Origin of the sequence: Synechococcus sp. CCAP 1479/9 (assembly GCF_019038535.1) — a bacterium.
GTDB lineage: Bacteria > Cyanobacteriota > Cyanobacteriia > PCC-6307 > Cyanobiaceae > Cyanobium.
In genome coordinates, this window is the sequence record NZ_JAFKRK010000022.1 from 1 (window position 1) to 22,965 (window position 22,965).

General features: G+C 69.0%; 19 protein-coding genes. 6 read left to right on the forward strand and 13 right to left on the reverse strand.

What is annotated here, in order from left to right:
* Positions 1-430 precede the first annotated feature (430 nt).
* Positions 431-2,002, forward strand: coding sequence for a photosystem II high light acclimation radical SAM protein (locus KUG38_RS08710; RefSeq protein ID WP_216920707.1), 1,572 nt, complete (start codon positions 431-433; stop codon positions 2,000-2,002).
* Positions 2,003-2,166: 164 nt separating this feature from the next.
* A complete protein-coding gene (locus tag KUG38_RS08715) occupies positions 2,167-4,128 on the forward strand; it encodes a beta strand repeat-containing protein (RefSeq protein ID WP_216920709.1) in 1,962 nt (653 codons plus the stop codon).
* 44 nt (positions 4,129-4,172) lie between these two features.
* Here the strand turns inward: KUG38_RS08715 and KUG38_RS08720 are convergent, their stop codons facing one another.
* From KUG38_RS08720 to KUG38_RS08730, 3 genes are read right to left on the reverse strand one after another with little or no spacing between them, the layout of a single operon-like run.
* Positions 4,173-5,012: a CPBP family intramembrane glutamic endopeptidase gene (locus tag KUG38_RS08720; RefSeq protein WP_216920711.1), complete on the reverse strand. Its 840-nt coding sequence runs from the start codon at positions 5,010-5,012 to the stop codon at positions 4,173-4,175.
* Positions 5,013-5,372 carry an ATP-dependent Clp protease adapter ClpS gene (clpS, locus tag KUG38_RS08725; RefSeq protein ID WP_190611481.1) on the reverse strand — a complete coding sequence of 120 codons (360 nt, stop codon included), beginning with the start codon at positions 5,370-5,372 and terminating at the stop codon, positions 5,013-5,015. It abuts the gene before it with no gap.
* A 29-nt stretch (positions 5,373-5,401) separates the two neighbouring features.
* On the reverse strand, positions 5,402-6,628 hold the full coding sequence (locus KUG38_RS08730) for an LL-diaminopimelate aminotransferase (RefSeq protein WP_216920713.1): 1,227 nt from the start codon (positions 6,626-6,628) through the stop codon (positions 5,402-5,404).
* 98 nt (positions 6,629-6,726) lie between these two features.
* Between KUG38_RS08730 and KUG38_RS08735 the strand changes: the two genes are divergently transcribed.
* The 3 genes from KUG38_RS08735 to KUG38_RS08745 all read left to right on the forward strand — a co-directional run bounded on the left by KUG38_RS08735 (position 6,727) and on the right by KUG38_RS08745 (position 12,582).
* Positions 6,727-9,429, forward strand: coding sequence for a TIGR03960 family B12-binding radical SAM protein (locus KUG38_RS08735; protein WP_216920715.1), 2,703 nt, complete (start codon positions 6,727-6,729; stop codon positions 9,427-9,429).
* A gap of 377 nt (positions 9,430-9,806) precedes the next feature.
* Positions 9,807-11,885 (forward strand): Rne/Rng family ribonuclease, encoded by a 2,079-nt coding sequence (locus KUG38_RS08740; protein ID WP_216920717.1) that lies wholly within the window; start codon positions 9,807-9,809, stop codon positions 11,883-11,885.
* 76 nt (positions 11,886-11,961) lie between these two features.
* Positions 11,962-12,582 carry a ribonuclease HII gene (locus KUG38_RS08745; RefSeq protein WP_216920760.1) on the forward strand — a complete coding sequence of 207 codons (621 nt, stop codon included), beginning with the start codon at positions 11,962-11,964 and terminating at the stop codon, positions 12,580-12,582.
* Here the strand turns inward: KUG38_RS08745 and KUG38_RS08750 are convergent.
* The gene (locus tag KUG38_RS08750; protein WP_094585981.1) at positions 12,521-13,033 is read right to left on the reverse strand and encodes a DUF1997 domain-containing protein; all 513 of its coding nucleotides are present in this window, start codon (positions 13,031-13,033) and stop codon (positions 12,521-12,523) included. The two genes, KUG38_RS08745 and KUG38_RS08750, sit on opposite strands and share 62 nt — an antisense overlap.
* 56 nt (positions 13,034-13,089) lie before the next feature.
* Between KUG38_RS08750 and pheA the strand changes: the two genes are divergently transcribed.
* Entirely contained in the window at positions 13,090-13,935 is an 846-nt protein-coding gene (pheA, locus tag KUG38_RS08755) for a prephenate dehydratase (protein WP_216920718.1), read from the forward strand.
* Position 13,936: 1 nt separating this feature from the next.
* Here pheA and KUG38_RS08760 read toward each other — a convergent pair whose 3' ends face one another.
* The 9 genes from KUG38_RS08760 to KUG38_RS08800 all read right to left on the reverse strand — a co-directional run bounded on the left by KUG38_RS08760 (position 13,937) and on the right by KUG38_RS08800 (position 22,893).
* The gene (locus tag KUG38_RS08760; protein WP_216920719.1) at positions 13,937-14,923 is read right to left on the reverse strand and encodes a methyltransferase domain-containing protein; all 987 of its coding nucleotides are present in this window, start codon (positions 14,921-14,923) and stop codon (positions 13,937-13,939) included.
* Positions 14,924-14,926: 3 nt separating this feature from the next.
* A complete protein-coding gene (locus KUG38_RS08765) occupies positions 14,927-15,595 on the reverse strand; it encodes an LON peptidase substrate-binding domain-containing protein (protein ID WP_094585984.1) in 669 nt (222 codons plus the stop codon).
* A gap of 140 nt (positions 15,596-15,735) precedes the next feature.
* Entirely contained in the window at positions 15,736-16,056 is a 321-nt protein-coding gene (rpsJ, locus tag KUG38_RS08770) for a 30S ribosomal protein S10 (protein WP_015109452.1), read from the reverse strand.
* A gap of 130 nt (positions 16,057-16,186) precedes the next feature.
* Positions 16,187-17,416 (reverse strand): elongation factor Tu, encoded by a 1,230-nt coding sequence (gene tuf, locus KUG38_RS08775; RefSeq protein ID WP_216920720.1) that lies wholly within the window; start codon positions 17,414-17,416, stop codon positions 16,187-16,189.
* A 42-nt stretch (positions 17,417-17,458) separates the two neighbouring features.
* Positions 17,459-19,534 carry an elongation factor G gene (gene fusA, locus KUG38_RS08780; protein ID WP_094585986.1) on the reverse strand — a complete coding sequence of 692 codons (2,076 nt, stop codon included), beginning with the start codon at positions 19,532-19,534 and terminating at the stop codon, positions 17,459-17,461.
* A gap of 112 nt (positions 19,535-19,646) precedes the next feature.
* On the reverse strand, positions 19,647-20,117 hold the full coding sequence (rpsG, locus tag KUG38_RS08785) for a 30S ribosomal protein S7 (protein WP_015109449.1): 471 nt from the start codon (positions 20,115-20,117) through the stop codon (positions 19,647-19,649).
* 62 nt (positions 20,118-20,179) lie between these two features.
* Positions 20,180-20,554 (reverse strand): 30S ribosomal protein S12, encoded by a 375-nt coding sequence (rpsL, locus tag KUG38_RS08790; protein WP_015109448.1) that lies wholly within the window; start codon positions 20,552-20,554, stop codon positions 20,180-20,182.
* Between the two features lie 96 nt (positions 20,555-20,650).
* Entirely contained in the window at positions 20,651-20,986 is a 336-nt protein-coding gene (locus KUG38_RS08795; RefSeq protein ID WP_216920721.1) for an AIR synthase, read from the reverse strand.
* A 53-nt stretch (positions 20,987-21,039) separates the two neighbouring features.
* Positions 21,040-22,893 carry a phosphodiester glycosidase family protein gene (locus KUG38_RS08800; RefSeq protein ID WP_216920722.1) on the reverse strand — a complete coding sequence of 618 codons (1,854 nt, stop codon included), beginning with the start codon at positions 22,891-22,893 and terminating at the stop codon, positions 21,040-21,042.
* Positions 22,894-22,965: the final 72 nt, after the last annotated feature.

Here is a 22,965-nt window from a genome sequence, read left to right on the forward strand (position 1 = left end):
GGGCGCCGCGATGAAGGCGACGATGAAGCAGATGGTGGCGGCCAGCAGGGTGGGGATCATCAGCACACCGAACCAACCGACGTAGAGACGGTTGTTGGTGGAGGTGACCCACTCACAGAACTGGTTCCACACCGAAGCGCCGGAGCGCTGCTGGAGAGTGGCGGTCATGAGTGCGTAGAAGGAAGTCACCGAGCGCTGGCGTCGAAACGCCGGGCCGGTGGAAGGAGATGGGGGCGGAATCCCGTCCCCGCAGCACTGTAACAGTGTGTTGCGGAGTGTGAGGGCCGCCTTCATGAAGAAAACCTTTGCTCCCCGGCGCGCCTCCCCCGGCCCCCTCCCCTGGGACCTCCCGCCCCCGGTAAGCCAGCCGCCCACCGGCGGCCCGGGCGCGCTTGTTAGCGTCCAGAGACCCCCTCGAGCCGCGTCAGCCGTGAGCGATCAACGGGTGCTGCTCGTGCGGCTGCCCTGCAATCCGATCTTCCCGATCGGCCCGATCTACCTGGCCGATCACCTGCACAAGTGCTTTCCCGCCCTGCCCCAGCGGATCCTGGATCTGGCGGCGGTGCCCCTGCTCGATGTGCAGCGCGTGCTCCTGGAGGTGGTCGACCAGTTCCGGCCCACCCTGCTGGTGTTCTCCTGGCGGGACATCCAGATCTACGCCCCGGTCGATGGCCGGGGCGGCAATCCGCTCCAGAACTCCTTTGAGGTGTTCTATTCCGCCAGCCCCCTCAAGCGCCTGCGGGGGGCGATCGGCGGGTTGCGGCTGATGGGCTCCTATTACGGCGAGCTGTGGCGGAACCTGCGGCTGGTGCGCCGGGGGCTGCGGCGCGCCCGCCGCCACAACCCCGGGGCCCGGGTGGTCATCGGCGGCGGGGCGGTGAGCGTCTTCTACGAGCAGCTGGGCCGTGGCCTGCCCACGGGCTCCGTGGTGTCGGTGGGGGAGGGGGAAGGGCTGCTGGAGAAGCTGATCCGTGGCCAGTCCCTCACGGGCGAACGCTGCTACGTGGTGGGCGAGGCGCCCCGTCCTGGCCTGATCCACGAGCAGCCGGCGGGCCTGGAGAAGACGGCCTGCGACTACGCCTACATCGAATCGATCTGGCCCCAGCTGAACTGGTACCTCGACGGTGGTGACTTCTACGTCGGGGTCCAGACCAAGCGCGGCTGCCCCCACAACTGCTGCTACTGCGTCTACACCGTGGTGGAGGGCAAGGCCGTGCGCGTCAACTCGATCGCCGAGGTGGTGCGCGAGATGCGCCAGCTCTACGACCGTGGCGTGCGTGGCTTCTGGTTCACCGATGCCCAGTTCATCCCGGCCCGGCGCTACATCGACGACGCCAAGGACCTGTTGCGGGCCATTCAGGCGGAGGGCCTCACGGACATCCGCTGGGCGGCCTACATCCGCGCCGACAATCTCGACGCCGAGCTGGCCGAGCTGATGGTGGCCACGGGGATGAGTTACTTCGAGATCGGCATCACCTCGGGGTCCCAGGAGCTCGTGCGCAAGATGCGCATGGGCTACAACCTGCGCACGGTGCTGGAGAACTGCCGGATGCTGGCGGCGGCCGGCTTCCGTGAGCATGTCTCCGTCAACTATTCGTTCAACGTGATCGATGAACGGCCGGAGACCATCCGCCAGACGATCGCCTATCACCGGGAACTGGAGAGCATCTTCGGCGCCAGGTCGGTGGAGCCGGCGATCTTCTTCATCGGCCTCCAGCCCCACACCCACCTGGAGCAGTACGCCTTCGACCAGGGGATGCTCAAGCCGGGCTACGACCCCATGAGCCTGATGCCCTGGACGGCCCGCAAGCTGCTCTGGAACCCGGAACCGATGGGTCAGGTGTTCGGCCGGATCTGCCTGGAGGCCTTCGAGCGCAACCCGGCCGACTTCGGCCGCACCGTGATGGACCTGCTGGAGAGGGAGTACGGCGTGGCTCCCCTGGATCAGGCGTTGCGGGCGCCGGTGGAGGGGCGCCGGGCCCTGGCCACGGCGACGCTCTGAGCAGCGAGCAGCCCGAAACCTGTCACGATTGCCGCAAATAGGCTGCTATTAGAGAATTTTAAGGTATTTACAGTAAACTCACCACTCAAGCGGCCTAGCCGCGGTCGCAGGCGCCTGCCCTGCAGGCCTCTTCCACCCAAGGCTCCCCCAAGCGCTTCCCCAGCATGGCCACCAGAAACGTCACCCCCTCCGGAATCCCCACCCTCCGTGAGGCGATCAATGCGGCGGCGGCAGGGGACACCATCCTTCTGGCGGATGGCACCTACGCCTCCGTCCGGTCCCTGGCCAAGCAGACCTCCGTCCCTGGGGTCGTCCAGGCCTCCGGCTATGCCGTGACCGGCACTTCCGAGGCGGGCACCATCGTCAAGGACACCCGCATCTTCCAGAGGAATGTGGACGGGGCCTTCGGTCCCGGCAGCGTCGAGAACCTCACCCTGGAGTACACCTCCGGTGGCCTCTCCGATGGCGGCGCCCTGCTGCGGGCCACCTCTGGGGCGTTTCTGGTGCGCGGTGTCACCTTCACCGGCAACCACACCGGCTGGAACGGCAACGGCAACCTCTACATGTCGTTGACCTCGTTTTCGGCCCTGTCCCCGATCACGGCGGATCTGACCCTGGACGATGTCGCGGTCAGGGTGAAGGGGCAGTCCGGATTCAATCCCCTGACCGGCGCGGGTGGCTCCGCTTTCCTGCACAGCTGGAACAACAGCGGCAGCCTTCTCATCCGCGACAGCCTCTTTGATGAGGCCGGTTTCCTGAGCAGCTTCAACATCCTCAACTTCACGGGTTCCTTTGCCGCCGGTTCGGTTCAGATCTCCGGCAATACCTTCACCCGCTCCGAGAACCAGACCGTGGTGCGCCCCACGGGCAATATCCTCGCCAATGTGGCAGCGACGCTGAGCGGCAATACCTTCGAGAACGGCTCCTATCTTGATCTCTATGACGTCAGCAGGCCCATCACGCTGACCTCGAACACGTTTTCGACCATTGCCAATGGCTTCGGCCTTCGTGTCAATGGCCCCACCGTCGGGGTGCTCCCAGTCCTGGCCGGCACGAACGTCTTCAGCGGACCGGGCCTTGCCCTGAAATACGTCGACCCTGGGACCAACAAGTCCATCAGCCTGACCGGGACCAGCATCGTCAACGGTGCGTCCTTCACGAAGCTCACCGCCGGTGGGCAGGGCAATGACACGCTCACCCTTGTCGCCGGCTTCACCGACTGGGTGAGCGGTGATGACGGCAATGATTCGATTTCCACCGGTGACCTCGCCGACGTTCTGCTGGGGGGTGGGGGCAACGACACCATGACCGGCGGAACCGGTAACGACACCGTCCGCGGTGGCGCTGGAAATGACACCATCAATTACACCGTCGATGCCGATGGTGTCGATGCGGTGGATGGCGGCGCTGACACCGATGCCCTGGTGCTCACCTCAGGTTCGGGTAATCAGACTCTCACAGTCGTCTTTGACGGAGTCTCCATTACAGGCTTTGAAGGTGGTTCAGTCACCAATGTGGAGTCAGTGACGGCCAACCTTGGCAGAGGCCCGGCTGACCTGCTGGCTTACGAAACAACAACGGCTGCTGTCACCGTCAATCTTGCCCTCGGAAGTGCAAGTGGGTTTGCCTCAATCGCAGAAATTGAGTATGTGCGGTCAGGTGCAGGTGCTGATTCCCTCACGGGTAGCACTGTGGCCAATATTCTTGATGGTGGTGCCAACAACGATACGATTGATGGTGGCGGTGGAGACGACACTTTGATCGGTGGCCTCGGGGCCGATCTCTTGACAGGTGGCTCGGGGAATGACTCCTTCCGATACTTCTCGAGCGATGAATCGGGCACAACGGCTGCAACCCGTGACATCATCACGTCCTTTGAAGGAGCTGGAGTTGCCGGGGGTGATCTGATCAATGTCAATGAAATTGACGCGAACACCGGTGCGGGTGGCAACCAGAACTTCACCTTCATCGGCAATGCAGCGTTCACCGCTGTGGGTCAGTTACGTTTCGTCCAGGACGGCACCAACACCTTCGTTGAGGGCAACACCACAGGAGCCACTGGAGCGGAATTCACCATCCAGGTGAATGGGTTGCAGACCTTCATCGCCGCCGACTTTGTCCTCTAGGCCCACCGCGGCTTTGGTGGGCGGCAATCAGCGCTGAGGGGGCTTCACCCCTCGGACGTCGGCATCCCATCCGCCCGAGACCGCGGCTTGAGGTACCCCCGCAGCACCAGCAGCCCACCAAGCCCGATCCACCCCACCAGGCCCCCGATGGGGTTGGGTTGGCTGCCGCCCGGCCCGGCGATCCATGGGGGGGCGCCCGGCACCAGCTCCAGCAGGCCCGCCTGCAGGGCGAACCAGCCCCCCACCAGTCCGCCGTGCAGGCCGACCGCCCCCCAGAGCACCCCGCCATCGTCCCTGCGCACCAGGGCCAGATTCAGTCCCAGCAGCAGCAGCCCGCCCAGCAGGCCCACCGCCCCCATTCCGCCGGGCTGACTCCAGGGGTGGACGAGGGCGAAGACGGCCGCCTGCAGCAGCAGCGCCCCCCTGGGGGCCATCTGGTGCTGCAGTTCACCCCACAGCCAGCCGCGGAACACCAGTTCCTCCGCGAAGCCCACGCCCGCCACCAGGGCCAGGGCGTTGAGCAACTCGCCCCCGTCCAGGCCGGCCGGCCCGATCCAGCGGGCGCTGCCCGAGGCCAGCAGGGCGCCCACCACCAGAGCCAGCAGCGCCAGGGTCCGAAGCAGACCCCGCCCGAAGGCCCCCAGCACCACGGGCAGCGGGGCCAACACTCCCAGGGCGCGCCACGGATGGGTTTCCCCCCAGGCCCGGCGCAACCGCAGCGGCAGGGTCAGCAGCAGCAGCACCAGGGCCACCACCGCCCCCGCCAGATCCACCTGATCGGGGCGCAGACCCGGAGCGAGGCCGCCCAGGGGACGCACCAGCAGCCAGCCGAGGCCGTAGAGCAGCGGCACGTAGAGCAGGGTGCCGCTCCAGCGGGGGCCCACTCAGTTCTCCGGCTCGATCGTGCTGGTGAGGCCCTTGGCCTTGAGGGTTTCGCAGTAGAACTCCGCCGGCTCCAGGTCGCAGACGATCACCAGTCCCACCCCGGTGTTGTGGGCCTCCAGCATCACGGCGATGGCATCCTGCTCACTCAGGGAGGGCACCACCTGGCGCAGGGTGTTCACCACGTACTCCATGCTGTTCACGGGGTCGTTGTGAAGCAGCACCTTGTAGCGGGGTGAGGTCTTGCGCACCCGCTCCGGCGCCTTCTCGATCACGGCAGCCCCCCCCGGCGAACGGGAGGGGGTTTCGGTGGCCGCCGGGGTGGTGGAGGCGGTGGCAAAGGGCGGGATGGTCATGGGCATGGCCGCTCCGGTCCTGACAGTGGCCAACTCTAAAGAGCCCGGATCCGGCGCATCGCCTCGTCCACGTTGGCGCGGGAGTTGAAGGCGGAGAGGCGGAAATAGCCCTCGCCCGCCGCGCCGAAGCCGCTGCCGGGGGTGCCCACCACATGGGCCTGGTTCAGCAGGTGGTCGAAGAAGCCCCAGGAATCCAGCCCGTCGGGGGTCTTGATCCACACGTAGGGGGCCTGCTGGCCGCCGTACACCTGCAGGCCGGCGGCCTCCAGTTCACGGCGGATGGTGGCCGCGTTCTCCATGTAGAAGCTGATCAGGGCCCGCACCTGCTCCTGTCCTTCCGGCGAGTACACGGCCTCGGCGCCCCGCTGCACGATGTAGCTCACCCCGTTGAACTTGGTGCTCTGGCGCCGGTTCCAGAGGCCCCACAGTTCCACCGCCTCACCGGCGGCCGTGGTGCCGGTGAGGCCCCGGGGCACCACGGTGAGGGCGCAGCGGGTGCCGGTGAAGCCGGCGTTCTTGGAGAAGGAGCGGAACTCGATCGCGCAGCGCCGTGCCCCTTCGATCTCGTAGATGGAGTGGGGCAGCTCCGGATCGGAGATGAACGCCTCGTAGGCGGCGTCGAACAGGATCAGGGCGTTGTGGGCCAGGGCGTAGTCGACCCACTGCTTCAGCTGCTCCCGGGTGGCGACCGCGCCGGTGGGGTTGTTGGGGAAGCAGAGGTAGATGAGGTCGACCGGCTGCTCCGGCAGCGGGGCCACGAAGCCGTTGGCCGCCGTGATCGGCAGGTAGGTGAGGCCCCCGTAGCGGCCGCCCCCGTCGGCGTCGCCGGTGCGGCCCGCCATCACGTTGCTGTCCACATACACCGGATAGACCGGATCGGTGACGGCGATGCGGTTGCCGGCCCCGAGGATGTCGAGGATGTTGCTGCTGTCGCACTTGGAGCCGTCGGAGATGAAGATCTCCTCGGCGCTCACCTCGCAGCCGCGGGCCTGGAAGTCGTGGCGGGCGATCGCCTCCCGCAGCCAGGCGTAGCCCTGCTCGGGGCCGTAGCCGTGGAAGCCCTCCCGGGTGCCCATGGCCTCGATCGCCCGCTGCATCGCCTCCCGGCAGGCCGCCGGCAGGGGTTCGGTGACGTCGCCGATGCCCAGCCGGATCACGGCCGCTTCGGGATGGGCCTCCGTGAACGCTTTGACGCGTCGGGCGATCTCGGGGAACAGGTAGCCCGCCTTGAGCCGGAGGTAGCTGTCGTTGACCTGAACCATGGGTGGGAAGCGGGAGGCGTGCGGCGGGGCCAGGCGGCATCTTCCTATGGCGCGGGCCGGCCTGCCTACGCTCGGGTCGCAGCCCGCCGGTCTCCGCCGTGACCTTCGCCACCGCCGCCGCGACGGCCGACGCCCCCGTCGCCTTCGCTGAGCTGGTCGACGGCGGCATCGCCCGGCCCGCCCGCTACCTCGGCAATGAGCGGGGGGTGGAGCCCCGCGACTGGTCGGCGGCCCGGGTCCGCTGGGCGCTCACCTACCCGGAGGTTTACGAGGTCGGCGCCAGCAACCTCGGCCACGTGCTGCTCTACGCGATCCTCAATGCCGTTCCGGGCCAGCTGTGCGATCGGGCCTACCTGCCGGCGCCCGATCTGGCGGCCCGGCTGCGGGAGCGGGGGGCGCCCCTGTTCGCGGTGGAAAGCCACCGGCCCCTGACCGCTTTCGACATCCTCGGCTTCAGCCTCAGCTACGAGCTCGGCGGCACCAACATCCTGGAGATGCTGGATCTGGCGGGCATCCCGATCCGCGCCGCCGACCGGGGCGACCTGCCCCTGGACGACCCGGCGTCCCCTCCCCTGATCTTTGCCGGCGGCCCCACCGCCACGGGCAATCCCGAACCCTTCGCGCCCTTCTTCGATTTCCTCGCCCTGGGGGACGGGGAGGAACTGCTGCCCGAGATCGGCCTGGTGGTGGCCGAGGGGCGGGCCGCCGGCCTGGGCCGCCGGGCCCTGCTGCGGGACCTGGCCGAGGTGCCCGGGGTCTATGTGCCCTCCATGTACGCCCCCGGGCCCGACGGCGTGAGCCTGCTGCCGCTGGAGCCGGGCCTGGCGCCCCGGATCCAGCGGCGCACCGCCACCCCCATGCCCCACTACGCCATGGGCCTGGTGCCCCACATCGAGACGGTCCACGACCGGCTCACGGTGGAGATCCGCCGCGGCTGCACCCGCGGCTGCCGCTTCTGCCAGCCGGGGATGCTGACCCGCCCGGCCCGGGACGTGGAACCCGAGGCGGTCATCGAGGCGGTGGAGGAGGGCATGCTCCGCACCGGCTACAGCGACTTCTCGCTGCTGTCGCTCAGCTGCAGCGATTACCTCTCCCTGCCGGCGGTGGGGGTGGAGCTGCGCAACCGGCTGGCGGAACACAACGTCAGCCTCACCCTGCCCAGCCAGCGGGTCGACCGCTTCGACAATTCCATTGCCCACATCCTCGGCGGCACCCGCCGGGCCGGGCTCACCTTCGCCCCCGAGGCCGGCACCCAGCGCCTGCGGGACATCGTCAACAAGGGACTCACGGATGCGGAACTGCTGCGCGGCATCCGCACCGCCATGGAGAACGGCTACAACCGCGTGAAGCTCTATTTCATGATCGGCCTGCCGGGCGAGACCGACGCCGACGTGCTCGGGATCGTCGACACCTGCCGGGCGCTGCAGCAGCAATGCCGTGATCTGGGCCGGCTGCAGCTCAACCTCACGATCAGCAATTTCACCCCCAAGCCCCACACGCCGTTCCAGTGGCACAGCGTGTCGACGGCGGAATTCCGGCGCCGGCAGCAGCTGCTGCGCGACGCCCTGCGGCCCCTGCGGGGCATCAAGACCAATTACACCGACGTGCGGCTGTCGGCGGTGGAGGACTTCGTCGGCCGCGGCGACCGGCGGCTGGCGCCGGTGATCGAGGCGGCCTGGCGGGCCGGGGCGGGGCTGGATGCCTGGTTCGAATCGGCCGAGCGCACCCATGCCGCCTGGACCGGCGCCATCGAGGCGGCTGGCCTGGGGGGCTCCTACCGGGCCCTGGAGATGGGCGGCTGGAGCGCGGCGGAGGCCTTCGCCACCGGCGACCTGGAGGCCTTCTGCCGCCAGCCCCTGCCCTGGGACCACATCGATTCCGGGGTCGACAAGGCCTGGCTGGCGGAGGACCTGGGCCGGGCCCTGGCGGCCGCCGTGGTGCCGGACTGCTCCTTCGAGGGCTGCAGCAGCTGCGGGGTCTGCGGTCCGGAACTGGGGCACAACGTGGTGATCCCGCCGCCCCCCGTGCCGTCGCCGCTGCCGCCGCGGGCGCCGGCCAGCGAGCGGGTCTGCCGGCTGCGCTTCGCCTTCGCCAAGACCGGCTCCCTGGCCCTGATCAGCCATCTCGACATCCTGCGGCTGATGGAGCGGGCCCTGCGCCGCAGCGGCCTGCCGGTGAGCTTCACGGGCGGCTTCCATCCCCTGCCGCGGCTGCAGGTGGCACTCCCTTTGCCCCTGGGGGTGGAGGGCCTGCACGAGTGGCTCGACCTGGACTTCGCCGCCCCGGTCGACCCCGAGACGGCCCGGGAGCGTCTGCAGGCGGAGCTCAGCCCTGAACTGCTGCTGCTGTCGGTGCAGGCGGTGCCCCTGGCGACCCCCGGCCTGGCCCAGCAGATCCGTTCCGCCGAGTGGCGGTTCACCCTGCGGCCAGCCCCCCAGCAGGCTCCCCCTGATCAGGCGGCCCCCGATCCGGCGGCACCGGCTCAGGCTTCACTGACGCCTGAGCGCTGGGCGGCGGCGGTCGCCGCGCTGCTGGCGGCCACCAGCCTGCCCTGGCAGGACCAGGACAAGAAGGGGCGCCCAAGGGAGCGGGAGTGTCGCCCTTATCTGCTAGACCTCCGCCTGGTGCCCCCCGAAGGCCCGTCCGGGGCGGACCAGGTGCTGGATCTGGAGGCCGCCGTGGATCCCCAGGGCCGCAGCCTGCGGCCGGACCATCTGCGCCACTGGCTGAGCACCGGCCTCGGCCAGCCGCTGGTGCTCGGTCCGGTCCAGCGCCGTTGCCTCCGGCTGGACGCATGCTAAGTTCGCCCTAGACGGAGACAGGAATAGCGGGGTTCCCTCCCTTCTTCCTCCCCCGCCCAGACGCTTCTGCATCAGGGACGCTTTCTAGAAGCTCCTCGGCGAAAGCGCTATCAAAGTCAACATTGCTTGGTTCGGTCTTCGTTGCTTTGCATCGGGAAGGAACGTCATTCCTTCCGTCACGCTGCCGGCCCGACGACATCACTGCTCCCCTCCGGGCCCCTTGGCTTCTGGGGGCCAGACCAGGCAACCAGCCGATTCCCTTGTTTCCGGGGTCCGGCCTGATCCTCTCCAGTGGCTGAGCGACCGCCACGGTCGCCGCCCGATTCCTTCCCCCACCTGCCCCCCGGCAGGGCTCCACTGAGCCCACCATCTCTTCCATGCCCCAGCAGATCGTCATCGCTGAGCAGTTGCGGATCGCCGCAGTGCTCAACGACGAACGCGTCGATGAACTGATCGTCGCCCAGGGTCGTTATCAGATCGGTGACGTCTACCTCGGAACCGTCGAGAACGTGTTGCCCGGGATCGATGCCGCCTTCGTCAACATCGGTGAAAGCGAGAAGAACGGCTTCATCCACATCACCGATCTGGGTCCCCTGCGCCTGAAGAAGGGGGGCGCCGGCATCACCGAGCTGCTCGAGCCCCGCCAGAAGGTGCTCGTCCAGGTGATGAAGGAGCCCACGGGCACCAAGGGTCCGCGCCTCACCGGCAACCTCTCCCTGCCGGGACGTTTCCTGGTGCTCCAGCCCCACGGCCAGGGGGTCAGCATCTCCCGGCGCATCAACGGCGAGAACGAGCGCAACCGGCTGCGGGCCCTTGGCGTGCTGATCAAGCCCCCCGGCGCCGGCCTGCTGATCCGCACCGAGGCCGAGGACGTCAGCGAGGAGATGCTGATCGACGACCTCGAGGCCCTGCTGCGCCAGTGGGAATCGATCCAGCAGGCGGCCGAGACGGCCTCGCCGCCGGTGCTCCTCAACCGCGATGAGGACTTCATCCATCGGGTGCTGCGCGACCTCTACAGCCCCGATGTGCTGCGGGTGGTGGTCGACAGCGCCGATGCGGTGGCCCGCGTCAACGCCTTCCTCGGCGCCGACCAGGCCAACCTCCTGGTGGAGCACCACGGTGAACCCACCGAGATCCTCGAGCACTACCGGGTCAACGCCGCCATCCGCGATGCCCTCAAGCCCCGGGTGGATCTCCCCTCCGGCGGCTACGTGATCATCGAGCCCACCGAGGCGCTCACGGTGATCGACGTCAACTCCGGTTCGTTCACCCGCTCGGCCAACGCCCGCGAGACGGTGCTCTGGACCAACTGCGAGGCGGCGGTGGAGATCGCCCGCCAGCTCAAGCTGCGCAACATCGGCGGCGTCGTGATCATCGACTTCATCGACATGGAGTCCCGGCGCGACCAGCTGCAGCTGCTGGAGCACTTCACCCAGGCCTCCCGGGACGACACGGCCCGCCCCCAGATCGCCCAGCTCACCGAGCTCGGTCTGGTGGAGCTGACCCGCAAACGCCAGGGCCAGAACATCTACGAACTCTTCGGCCGGGCCTGCCCCAGCTGTGGCGGCCTCGGCCACGTGGCCGTGCTGCCCGGCAAGGACACCCTCCAGCCCCTGGCCACGGTCTCCGGCCTGGTGCGCTCGGCGGCCTCGGCCCGGGCCGAAGTGGCCAGCCCCTCCACCGGTGCCGGCGAGTCCGGCGGTGGCGGCCGGCGCCGCCGTGGCGGCCGCGGTGGCCGCGGCTCCGACGGGGCCGAGACCCCCAGCCTGGGTGGCTACGGCGAGGGTGGCGGCAACGGCAGCGCCGTCGTCCTGCCGGCGGCCCAGGAGAGCCCCGCCAGCGACGCCCCGCAGCGCCGTCAGGAGCCCGAGGTGCTGGCCGTGCCGATGGATCCCGAACAGGAACTGGTCTTCGGCTGGATGGGTCTGAGTCCGGCCTTGCTGCTGGATCCGCTCCCCACCGGCGACAGCCTGATGGTGCGTGTGGTGCGCCCCGACGCCGACCCCGAGGCCGTCCTGGAGGAAGCCCGACAGCAGCTGGCCGCCAGCGGCTCCCGTCGCCGGCGGCGCGGCCGCAACGGTGAGGGTCGCAATGGCTTGGCCGACGCGAATGGCACCGCCGACGCCAACGGCATGGCCGACGCGCCCGACGTTACCGAATCCCCCGCTGTCTCCGGGGCCTTCGAATCCCCGGTCTCGGAGGCGATCCCCATCTTCGAGATCACGCCGGCCCCGTTCGAGCCCCTGCCCAGCTCCGTCCCCTCCGAGCCGGTGTCCGTGGCCGTACCCAGTCGCCGCTCCCCCAGTCGATCCATTTCGACGGCGGTGCCGGCCCCGGCGGCGACGGCGGCTCCGGTTCCCGTGGTGGCTGCCGCCGCGGTTCCCGCGGCCGAGGCCGCTGGCGCCGACGCGGGTGAACCCCGCCGCCGCCGCCGCCGCTCCTCCGCCGCTGGCTGATCGCCCCGGCCGCGACGCCCGAGGGCGCCCGGCCCCTGCTGCCCTCGGGCGCCCCGATACAGACGTCTGGGGGGGACTGGACCCCGGCGACTGTGCCGGGGTGGACGAGGTCGGCCGGGGCAGCCTGTTCGGCCCGGTGTTCGCGGCGGCGGTGGTGCTGCCGGCCACGGCCCTGGCACCCCTGGCGACGGCGGGCCTGAACGACAGCAAGAAGCTCAGCGCCCGGCGCCGCGAGGCCCTGGTTCCCGTGCTGCGCCACCATGCCCTGGCCTGGGCCCTGGGGCAGGCGAGCGCCGGCGAGATCGATCGCTGGGGGGTGCGCCAGGCCACCGAATGGGCGATGCTGCGGGCCCTGCAACGGCTGGCCCGCCCGCCCCGGCTGCTGCTGGTGGATGGGGTCCTGCCCCTGCGGGGCTGGTCCGGCCCCCAGTCCACCCTGGTGGGCGGGGATGGTCGCTGCGCCGCGATCGCCGCCGCCAGCGTGCTCGCCAAGCAGGAGCGGGATGCCCTGCTGCGGCGCCTGGCGCTGCGCCACCCCGGTTACGGCCTGGAGCGCCACGCCGGCTACGGAACCCGCCAGCACCGGGAGGCGATCCAGCGGCTGGGACCCACGGCCCTGCACCGCCGCAGCTTTCTCAGGTCGATCGGCACCAGTGCTGGAAATCCCCCAGCAGCTGCTGACTCACCCGGGTCCTGATGCCCAGCAGGATGCCGCCGAGCACCGAGCGGCCCGTGGCCTCCAGCACCTTGGGGGGGATCAGCTTCAGCAGGGTGGGGCGGCTCACCGTCACCGAGAGGCTGGCCTCACCGGTCAGGCCGCCGTCGGCCGCGGCCAGCCAGGAGCAGAGCCCGAGGCGGAAGTCCTCCACCAGTCCGAGCCCTTCGAGTTGGCAGTCGAGGGCCTCCAGCTCCAGCCGGCCATGGCGACGCACCACCTGCAGCTCCACCACCGGCTGGATCTTCAGCTGGAACACCCTCACCTGGCTCACCGTGTAGCGGTAGCGGCCGGGGCCGAGGGGTTCGAGCTGGGTGGGGTCGAGCAGGGCCTGCACGACCCGCTGCTCATCGTCGAGGTAGGCGGGCAGGCGATCCGCCTCGCTGGCCACCGGAAGGTCGAGTTGCTGACTGGCGCTGAAGGCCAGGGACATGGCCTGCGGGCCGGCAGGCCATGATCCTACCGATCACCCCAGAGCGTCCCACCGCCATGCGTCTTGCCTTTCTCGGTCCCGTCGGCACCTACGGTGAGCAGGCGGCGCAGCGACTGGCGGCCCTCGAGGGCCTCGAGGCGGTGGACTTCGTCCCCCAGCAGGGCATCCGCGCCGTGATCCGGGCCCTGGCCGACGGCGACTGCGATCTGGCGGTGGTGCCGGTGGAGAACTCCGTCGAGGGGGGCGTCACCAGCTGCCTCGATGCCCTCTGGGAACACCCCGACCTGGCGGTGGCCCGGGCGTTGGTGCTGCCCATCCGCCACGCCCTGGTGGGCAGTGGCCCCCTCGACGCCATCAGTGAGGTGCTCTCCCATCCCCAGGCCCTGGCCCAGTGCAGCCTGTGGCTGGGGGAACACCTGCCCCAGGCCCTGCAACTGCCCACCAGCTCCACCGCCGAGGCGGCCCGGCTGGTGCGGGGCAGCCGCTTCCGGGGCGCCATCGCCTCCCTGGAGGCCGCCGCCGAGCATGGCCTGGAGGTGCTGGCCCACCCCATCAACGATGTGCCGGGCAACTGCACCCGCTTCCTGCTGCTGCGTCGCGGCGAGCGCTCCCACCAGGGCCCCTACGCCAGCCTGGCGTTCTCGCTCCATTCCAACCAGCCCGGTGCCCTGCTGGAGTCGCTCGGCTGCTTCGCCCGCCAGGGGCTGAACATGAGCCGGATCGAATCCCGTCCCTCCAAGCGGGAGATGGGCGAATACATCTTCTTCGTCGATCTCGAGCTCCCCGAGGGCGCCGCTCCCCTGGACGGGGCGATCGCCGACCTCACCCCCCTCTGCGAGCACCTGGCCCTGTTCGGGGCCTATCCCCTCACCAACCTTGCCGCCGAGGAGAAGGCCGACTGAGTCAGCCCGGCCCGGGCACCGGTCCGCGGAAGACGCCGAACTGCATCAGCCCGTTGCGGAAGGCCCAGTCCATCAGCAGCAGCGTCGGGGTCTCCCGCAGCCCCTGGATCACGGCCCGGGGGCCCAGCCCCAGCACCGCCCCGGGGCGACGCACGCCTTCGAGGATCGAATCCACCCAGGAGGGCAGGGTGGCCACGGTCCAGTCGCCGGTGCTGATCGGCAGGCCCCGGTTCCAGGGGCTGGTTTCCAGATTCCTCTTCAGGGAGGGGATGCTGGCGAACTCCGGGTGCGCCCACTGGTCGAGCAGCTGGCGCATCACCCAGCGCTCCAGCCGGTTCATGGGGGCGACGCTCGGGTCGCGGCGGTTCCAGTCGGCCACCGCCAGAGCGCCACCTGGCCGGAGCACGCGCAGCATCTCATCGGCGTAGCGCTGCTTGTCGGGCATGTGGGGGCCGGCTTCGACACTCCAGACCGCATCGAAGCCCGTGTCGGGGCCTCCGTCCGGCAGCTCCAGGGCCAGGGCATCCATCACGGCGAAGCGGCAGTTCGGCAGGTCGGCCGGTGTGAGCTCCCGGGCCCGGGCGATCTGGGCCGGGCTGATGCTGATGCCCAGCACCTCGAAGCCATAGTCGCGGGCCAGGATGCGGGCGCTGCCGCCGATGCCGCAGCCCACATCCAGCACCCGGCTGCCGGGGGGCAGACGGTCGAGGCCGCTCCAGCGCACCAGCTCGTGGACGAAGGCGGCCTTGGCGGCTCGGAAATCCCGGCCACCCGGCGGATCGCCGTAGTGGCCCAGGTGCACGTGCTCGCCCCAGAGCCGCTCCAGCAGACGGTCGTCCGTCCAGCGGTCGTAGGCGGCGGCGACGCTGGCCGGAGACAGGTAGGCCCGGGAGCGGCGCTGCCACAGCAGGGCAGCCAGGAGGGTCGCCAGGGCACCCCCCGTCAGGAGGAGGGGCAGCAGGGCGCCGCCCGGAAGAAGGCTCGGCATGGCTCAGGTCTCGCTGCTGCCGTCGCCGAGGGTGGAGAAGGTGTCCTTGAGGACCGTGCGGGCCGCCAGCTGGCGCCGGGTCTGGTCGAGCAGTTCGAATTCCTGGCGCAGCCGCTCACCGGTGTCGGTGATCTCGAGCAGGGCTTGCTGGTGGTCGGCCACCGGCCCGCCGAGGTGGGCACCGATCCAGAAGGAGAGCTCCCGCGGCAGATCGGGCAGATCGGCGGGCAGGGAGGAAGGCTTGCCGATCAGCTTGCCGGTGAGATCGACCACGTCCCGCAGGGCCCGGGTCACGTCGCTGGTGAGGGTCTCGAGCTCCTCGTGGCTTTCGCTCACCGTGTCCTCGATCCAGCTGACCATGCCGACCCGGAACGGGGTGTCGCGCACGATGTCGAGCACCCGGAAGCGCTGCTGGCCCATGGTGACGATGTTGCTGCGGTCGTCGTCCTGCACCTGGCAGTGGAGGATCTCGGCACAGCAGCCCACTTCCGCCATCTTCTTGCTCTGGGGATCCCAGCGCACCACCCCGAAGCGCCTGTCCTCCGACATCGCCGTGCGCAGCATCATGCGGTAGCGCGGCTCGAAGATGTGGAGCGGCAGCACTTCCTGGGGGAAGAGCACCACATCGGGGAGGGGGAACAGGGGCAGCTCCCTGACGGCCAGATCAGTCACGGGAGCAGGATGCCGCTGGCGGCAGGGGGGAAGGGGCGATCGGAGGTCGGCAGCGAAAGGATCAACCAGGGCAACTCGGGGTGTGTCGCGATCCTAGAGAGAGCGACCAGTCCGTCGAAGCCCCGTTGAGCCCATCGGCATCAGAGCTTGACTTCGATGTCCACACCGCTCGGCAGGTCGAGCTTCATCAGGGCGTCGATGGTCTTGGAACTGGGGCTGTAGATATCGATGATGCGGCGATGGGTGCGGGTCTCGAAGTGCTCACGGGAATCCTTGTCGACGTGAGGCGAGCGCAGCACGCAGTAGATCTTGCGCTTGGTGGGCAGGGGGATGGGACCGATGGCCGTGGCAGCGGTGTGATCGGCGGTTTCGATGATCTTTTCGCAGGACAGATCCAGCATGCGGCGATCGAAGGCCTTCAGGCGGATGCGGATCTTCTGCTGGGGGATGGAGGCGGTCATCGGAGGGGAAACGCGGGCGAAGGGCGGCCGTAGGCCGTGGAAACGGGTTGTCGAGGTGCGGACGGAACCAACGGTTCCGGAAGGGGGAGCCCCACCGTGGTGAGACTCCCCCGAAAAGGCTAGATCAGCCTCACAGAACGATCTTGGACACGACGCCGGCACCGATGGTGCGGCCGCCTTCGCGGATGGCGAAGCGCATGCCCTGCTCGATGGCGACCGGGCAGATCAGCTCGGCGGACATCTTGATGCGGTCGCCGGGCATCACCATTTCCACGTTGGTGCCGTCGTCAGCGGTGAAGGCCGTGATCTGGCCGGTCACGTCGGTGGTGCGGATGTAGAACTGCGGGCGGTAGCCGGCGAAGAAGGGGGTGTGGCGGCCGCCTTCCTCCTTCTTGAGCACGTAGACCTCACCCTCGAACTTGGTGTGGGGCTTGATGGAGTTGGGCTTCACCAGCACCATGCCGCGCTCGATGTCCTCCTTCTGGATGCCGCGCAGCAGCAGGCCGACGTTGTCGCCCGCCATGCCCTCGTCGAGCAGCTTGCGGAACATCTCCACGCCGGTGACGGTGGTTTCCCGGGTGTCGCGGATGCCGACGATCTGGACGGTCTCGCCCACCTTCACCTTGCCGCGCTCGATACGACCGGTGGCGACGGTGCCCCGACCGGTGATCGAGAAGACGTCTTCGACGGCCATCAGGAAGGGCTTGTCGATCTCACGCTCGGGCTCGGGGATGGACTCGTCGACCGCATCCATGAGGTCGAGGATCTTGTCGACCCACTCATCCTCACCGCGCACGGCCTTCTTGCCAGCCTGGATGTACTCGAGGGCCTTGAGGGCGGAGCCGGCGATCACGGGGATGTCGTCGCCGGGGAAGTCGTAGCTGCTCAGCAGCTCACGCATCTCCAGTTCGACGAGCTCGAGGATTTCCTCGTCGTCGACCATGTCCTTCTTGTTGAGGAACACCACCAGGGCGGGCACGCCCACCTGCTTGGCTAGGAGGATGTGCTCCTTGGTCTGGGCCATGGGGCCGTCGGTGGCGGCCACCACCAGGATGGCGCCGTCCATCTGGGCGGCACCGGTGATCATGTTCTTGACGTAGTCCGCGTGGCCGGGGCAGTCCACGTGGGCGTAGTGACGGTTCTCGGTCTCGTACTCGACGTGGGCCGTGTTGATGGTGATCCCCCGCTCCTTCTCTTCAGGGGCGCCATCGATCTCGTCGTAGGCCTGGGCCTTGGCCATGCCCTGGGACGCCAGCACGTTGGTGATGGCGGCGGTGAGGGTGGTCTTGCCGTGGTCAACGTGACCGATGGTGCCGATGTTGACGTGAGGCTTGTTCCTCTCGAACTTCTCGCGTGCCATGGAAGGAAAGAATCGGGGGGGTGGGTTGGATGGAAAGAAAGATCAGGAATTGCCCTGATTCTTGGAAATGATGGCTTCAGCCACATTGCGAGGAACTTCCTCGTAATGGCTGAACTCCATCGAGAAAATACCCCGACCCTGGGTCATGGATCGGAGCTGGGTGGCGTAGCCGAACATCTCGGCCAGAGGCACCTTGGACTGGACTTTGGACTGTCCGTTGTCGACGGACTGTCCTTCGACCTGGCCGCGGCGAGAGGAAAGGTCGCCGATGACCGAACCGAGGTAATCCTCGGGGACCTCGACCTCAACCTTCATCATCGGCTCAAGAAGCACGGGATTGCACTTCTTGACGCCGTCCTTGAAGGCCAAGGAACCGGCGATCTTGAACGCCATCTCCGAAGAGTCGACGTCGTGATAGGAGCCGTCCACCATGGTGACCCGGACATCGATCATGGGGAAACCGGCAATCACACCGGACTGGCAGGTTTCCTTCATGCCGGCTTCCGCCGGACCGATGTACTCCTTGGGAACGATGCCGCCAACAATCTTGTTGACGAACTCGAACCCTGAACCCGGCTCGCCGGGCTGCATTTCGATCACCACGTGGCCGTACTGGCCCTTGCCTCCCGTCTGGCGGGCGAACTTGCCCTCACCCTTGGCGCTGCCGCGGATGGTTTCCCGGTAGGACACCTGGGGGGCACCGATGTTGGCCTCCACCTTGAACTCCCGCAGCATGCGGTCGACCAGGATCTCCAGGTGCAGTTCGCCCATGCCGGCGATCACGGTCTGGTTGGTTTCCGGATCGGTGGAGACCCGGAAGGTGGGGTCTTCCTCAGAGAGGGACTGCAGCGCCTTGCCGAGTTTCTCCATGTCGCCCTTGGTCTTGGGTTCCACGGCCACGGAGATCACCGGTTCGGGGATGAACAGGGATTCCAGAATGATCGGATCGGAGTCGACGCAGAGGGTGTCGCCCGTGGTGGTGTCCTTGAGGCCAAGAACGGCGCCCAGGTCACCGGCCCGGAGCTCGTCCACTTCTTCGCGCTCGTCGGCCTTGAGCAGGATCAGGCGGGAGATGCGCTCCTTCTTGTCCTTGGTGGAGTTGAGCACGTAGCTGCCCTTCTGCAGCACACCGCTGTACATGCGGACGAAGGTGAGCTTGCCGTAGGGGTCGGCCATGACCTTGAAGGCCAGGGCACTGAAGGGGGCGCTGTCGTCGCAGGCACGGGTGGCTTCGCTGCCGTCGGCCAGCAGGCCATGGATCGGCGGCACATCGACGGGGGCGGGCAGGTAGTCGACCACCGCATCGAGCACCAGCTGGACGCCCTTGTTCTTGAAGGCGGAGCCGCAGAGGATCGGGACCATGCCGTGATGCAGCACCCCGAGGCGGATGCCACGCATCAGCTGCTCCTGGGTGAGCTCTCCGTTCTCAAGGAAGGATTCGATCAGCTCTTCGTCGGTTTCGGCCACCGACTCCATCAGCTTCTGGCGCCACTCCGCAGCCTCGTCCTGCATGTCGGCGGGGATCTCCTCTTCGAGGATGTCGGTGCCGAGGTCATTGGTGTAGATGATCGCCTTGTTGCGCACCAGGTCGATGATGCCCTTGAGGTCGCCCTCGGCACCGATCGGCAACTGGATCGGCACGGCGTTGGCCTTGAGGCGATCCTTGATCTGGTCGTAGACCTTCAGGAAGTTGGCGCCGGTCCGGTCCATCTTGTTGACGAACACGATCCGGGGCACGTTGTAGCGATCGGCCTGGCGCCAGACGGTTTCCGACTGGGGCTGGACGCCGCCAACGGCACAGAACACGGCGACCACACCATCGAGGACGCGCATCGAGCGCTCCACCTCGATCGTGAAATCGACGTGGCCGGGGGTGTCGATGATGTTGATCCGGTTGTCCTTCCAGCTAGTGGAGATGGCGGCGGCGGTGATGGTGATCCCCCGCTCGCGTTCCTGCTCCATCCAGTCGGTGACGGCGGCGCCATCGTGCACCTCGCCCATCTTGTGGACCACGCCGGAATAAAACAGAATCCGTTCGGTCGTGGTGGTCTTGCCCGCGTCAATGTGAGCGGCGATACCGATATTTCTGACGCGTTCCAGGGGATAGGCGCGGGCCACGGGAAAGTTCTCCGGGGGTGGGTCGACGAAAAGCGGGCGTAACTCTACAGACCGGTGATGGCTCAGGTCTGGGGGAACCGGATCAGCCCAGGGATCCGGTTCCCGGGGTCGCTCAGTAGCGGTAGTGGGCGAAAGCCTTGTTGGCCTCGGCCATCTTGTGGGTTTCCTCCCGCTTGCGGACGGCACTGCCGGCCTCGTTGGCCGCGTCCATCAGCTCCCCGGCCAGTTTCTGGGCCATGCTCCGGCCGTTGCGGGCGCGGGAGAAGTTGACCAGCCAGCGCAGCGCCATGGCGGTGCCCCGCTCCTGACGCACTTCCATCGGCACCTGATAGGTGGCGCCGCCGACCCGACGGGCCCGCACCTCCACCAGGGGGGTGGCATTGCGGACCGCCGTCTCGAACAGGTCGAGGGGATCGGCGCCGGTGCGCTCGTTGATCAGGGTGAAGGCATCGGAAAGGATGCGCTGGGCCGTGGACTTCTTGCCGTGCTTCATCAGCCGGGCCACGATCATCGAGGCCAGACGGCTGTTGAACTGAGGATCCGGGAGAACCGGGCGCTTCTCGGCGGCGTTGCGGCGGGACATGGAACGGAGGGAGAAAAAGCAGGAGGAGGGAGTCGGCCGCGGAGAGCCGGTGGCGCGAAGGCTCAGGCCTTCGGTGTCTTGGCGCCGTACTTGGAGCGGGACTGACGCCGGTCCTTGACCCCGGAGGTGTCGAGGGTGCCGCGGATGATGTGATACCGGACACCGGGCAGATCCTTGACGCGGCCGCCGCGGATCAGAACCACCGAGTGCTCCTGAAGGTTGTGGCCGATGCCGGGGATGTAGGCCGTGACCTCGAAGCCGGAGGTGAGGCGCACGCGGGCCACCTTCCTCAGCGCCGAGTTGGGCTTCTTCGGGGTGGAGGTGTACACCCGGGTGCAGACGCCACGCCGCTCAGGGCAGGCGCGCAGGGCGGGCGACTTCGTCTTGCGGGTGAGACGCTGCCGCTCGGTGCGGATCAGCTGCTGAATAGTGGGCATCGAGGGCCGGGTGCTGCTCTGTGGGGACTTCTGGGTGGACAGGTCGGACGTCCGACCGTATCGACAATCCGACACCTTACTTCGTCGTCGTCCCGCTCAGTTCTCACGGCTGAAGGCGGCGCCGCAGGCGCAGCTGCGCACCCCCGGCCCGGAGCGGACCAGGAACCCTCCGCCGCTGAGGTCGCCCCGGTAGTCGAGCTGGAGGCCCTTGAGCAGGGACAGCTGGTCGCCGGGGGAATAGAGGGTGATGCCGTCGGCGCGAGCCACGGGGGTGCCGGACAGGTGGCCGGGGCGCAGGCGGATGGCCCACGCCTCGCAGGCGCCCTCCAGCAGCTCCAGGTGCATCAGCCCGGGGGTGCCCGCCACGGCCGCCTGCCGGCAGAGCTCGGCGGCGGCGGCGGCGGTGAGTCGGAGGCTGTGGCCCCTGGGCACGGCGAGGCGGCGAATGGGATCAGTCTGCCAGTGGGGGACATCTGCCCAGGCCATCAGTCGGCAAGCGGCCGGCCGGCCGGCGCCAGGCTCGTGGCCGCTCCCCCGCCCCCGATGGGCACCAGGCCCAGGCCGTTGTGCACGGAGCCGGCCACGCCGCGCCCCTTGACCCGGTGGCTGCCGCCCATCACCAGGCCCGTGGAACTGCCCCCGTCGAGGTTGAGGGCATCCACCAGCCCCAACTGCTGCAGCAGCCAGGCGGTTTCCGAGAGGGTGGGCCCGGCGCCCCCCCCGGCGCCCTCCAGGGTCACCAGCCACAGCAGGGTGCCGTCGCTGCCCACCACGGTGCGGGGCGCACCCTGGCGCAGGAAGGCGGCCCCGAACCCCTCGGCGCCGCCATTCAGCACGATGCGGCCGTTCTGCAGCAGCAGCGGTCCGCCCCCCATCACCGAGGAGGCGTTGCCCACCGGATCGCTCGGCCGGCTCTCGATCCGCAGCCGATCCCCCTCGCCCCAGGGCAGGTCGGCCCCGCCGCGGGCCACCACCAGGGTGTCCTCCGGCCGCAGCGGCACCCCCGCCGCCAGCTCGGCGCTGCCGATCCGGCGCTGCACCTGGCCGCCGCTCAGCAGCAGGCCCGTCTCCGAGCCGGTCAGGGCCTGGTAGAGCCGGCCCCACTCGCCCGTGTAGCGGCTCAGGCCCCGCTGGGCCAGGCCGCTGTTCACGGTCAGCAGCGGCAGGCGCTGGCCGCGGTCATCGCTGATCCATTCCTCCAGCCGCAGGCGGCCGAAGCGGGGCAGGCTGCGGGGCTCCCAGCCCACCACGCCGCGGTTGAGGATCGGCCCGGACAGCCAGCGGCCCTGGTCCCGCAGGGCGCCGAGGGGAAGCCGGCGCACCCGGTTGAAGAAGCCGCCGTTGATCGCCACCAGGGCGTCCTGGCGCTGGGCCAGGGCCGTCAGGGAGCTGAGCCCCGCCATGCCGTCGGGGCGGCTGAGGGTGCGCAGCTCCAGGGGACCGCTGCGCGGATCGATCCGGACGGCGTTGACCAGGAACCGGCTGCCGCCCACGCTGCGCACCTGCTGGTCCCAGCGCAGCTGGGACCCCAGCATCGCCAGCAGCCGCGGATCGATCGGCGCCGGTGCCTCCGGCGCCGTGCCGACGTTGCCGGCGCCCTGGGGCAGATCGATGACCACCCGGGCCGGATCCCCCAGGGTGAACGTGCGCAGGGGCGCGGCAGCACCGGGCACCGCCAGGGTCAGGTCCGTCCCGTCGCTGCCGCTGCGCAGGCCCCGGGCGGTGAGCAGGGCCAGCTGGTCGGGCCGGCTCAGCAGGGACAGCCGCAGGCCGCCCTCGCTGCTGCGCACCAGGGTGGGGCCATCGAGGTCGAGCACCACCCTCCGGACCCCGGCCTGCTCCGAGCTGCGCACCTGGAGCAGTCGGGGCGCCGGCAGGCGCAGATCCAGCCGCTCGCCGCGCCGCTCCACCGTCACGCCCACCTCCTCCAGGAGGGCGGCCACGTCGACGGCCACCTCGTCCGCCAGCGACCGCTGCTGGGCCGGCGGCACCAACAGCTCCCGGCCGAACCATTCCAGGGCCAGGACGCCATCGGGTCTGGAACGGCTGCTGAAGCCCAGCTGGCCTTCGAGCACCTCCAGTGGCAGCCACAGGGCCACCGGCCGGCGCGGGTCATCGCCGCTCCAGCGCCAGGCGGCCTGCTGGCTGCGGCCGTTCAGCGTCAGCCCGGTGCCGCCGACCTCCGCGGCGGAGCCCGAGCGCACCGGCACGGGCCGGCTTGGACGGGGGGGCGCCAGTTCCGGCAGGGGCGGGGGCATCGGCGGCGGGGCCGCCCTGGTGACTGGTGGCGCTCCGATCAGGGCCAGCAGGGCCAGGGTGATCGGGAGAGTCCTGGCCATCGACGACGTCCTGCCTCTTGAGGCAAAAATCCTGCCCCTTGAGGCAAAAAGTTAGTCCCATCGCTCCGGGGA

Coding starts and splice junctions, on each gene's coding strand:
- KUG38_RS08715 (WP_216920709.1), top strand. CDS start 2,167: ATGGCCACCAGAAACGTCACCCCCTCCGGAATCCCCACCCTCCGTGAG.
- clpS (WP_190611481.1), bottom strand. CDS start 5,372: ATGCCCATGACCATCCCGCCCTTTGCCACCGCCTCCACCACCCCGGCG.
- KUG38_RS08730 (WP_216920713.1), bottom strand. CDS start 6,628: ATGGTTCAGGTCAACGACAGCTACCTCCGGCTCAAGGCGGGCTACCTG.
- KUG38_RS08740 (WP_216920717.1), top strand. CDS start 9,807: ATGCCCCAGCAGATCGTCATCGCTGAGCAGTTGCGGATCGCCGCAGTG.
- KUG38_RS08750 (WP_094585981.1), bottom strand. CDS start 13,033: ATGTCCCTGGCCTTCAGCGCCAGTCAGCAACTCGACCTTCCGGTGGCC.
- pheA (WP_216920718.1), top strand. CDS start 13,090: ATGCGTCTTGCCTTTCTCGGTCCCGTCGGCACCTACGGTGAGCAGGCG.
- KUG38_RS08760 (WP_216920719.1), bottom strand. CDS start 14,923: ATGCCGAGCCTTCTTCCGGGCGGCGCCCTGCTGCCCCTCCTCCTGACG.
- rpsJ (WP_015109452.1), bottom strand. CDS start 16,056: ATGACCGCCTCCATCCCCCAGCAGAAGATCCGCATCCGCCTGAAGGCC.
- tuf (WP_216920720.1), bottom strand. CDS start 17,416: ATGGCACGCGAGAAGTTCGAGAGGAACAAGCCTCACGTCAACATCGGC.
- rpsG (WP_015109449.1), bottom strand. CDS start 20,117: ATGTCCCGCCGCAACGCCGCCGAGAAGCGCCCGGTTCTCCCGGATCCT.
- rpsL (WP_015109448.1), bottom strand. CDS start 20,554: ATGCCCACTATTCAGCAGCTGATCCGCACCGAGCGGCAGCGTCTCACC.
- KUG38_RS08800 (WP_216920722.1), bottom strand. CDS start 22,893: ATGGCCAGGACTCTCCCGATCACCCTGGCCCTGCTGGCCCTGATCGGA.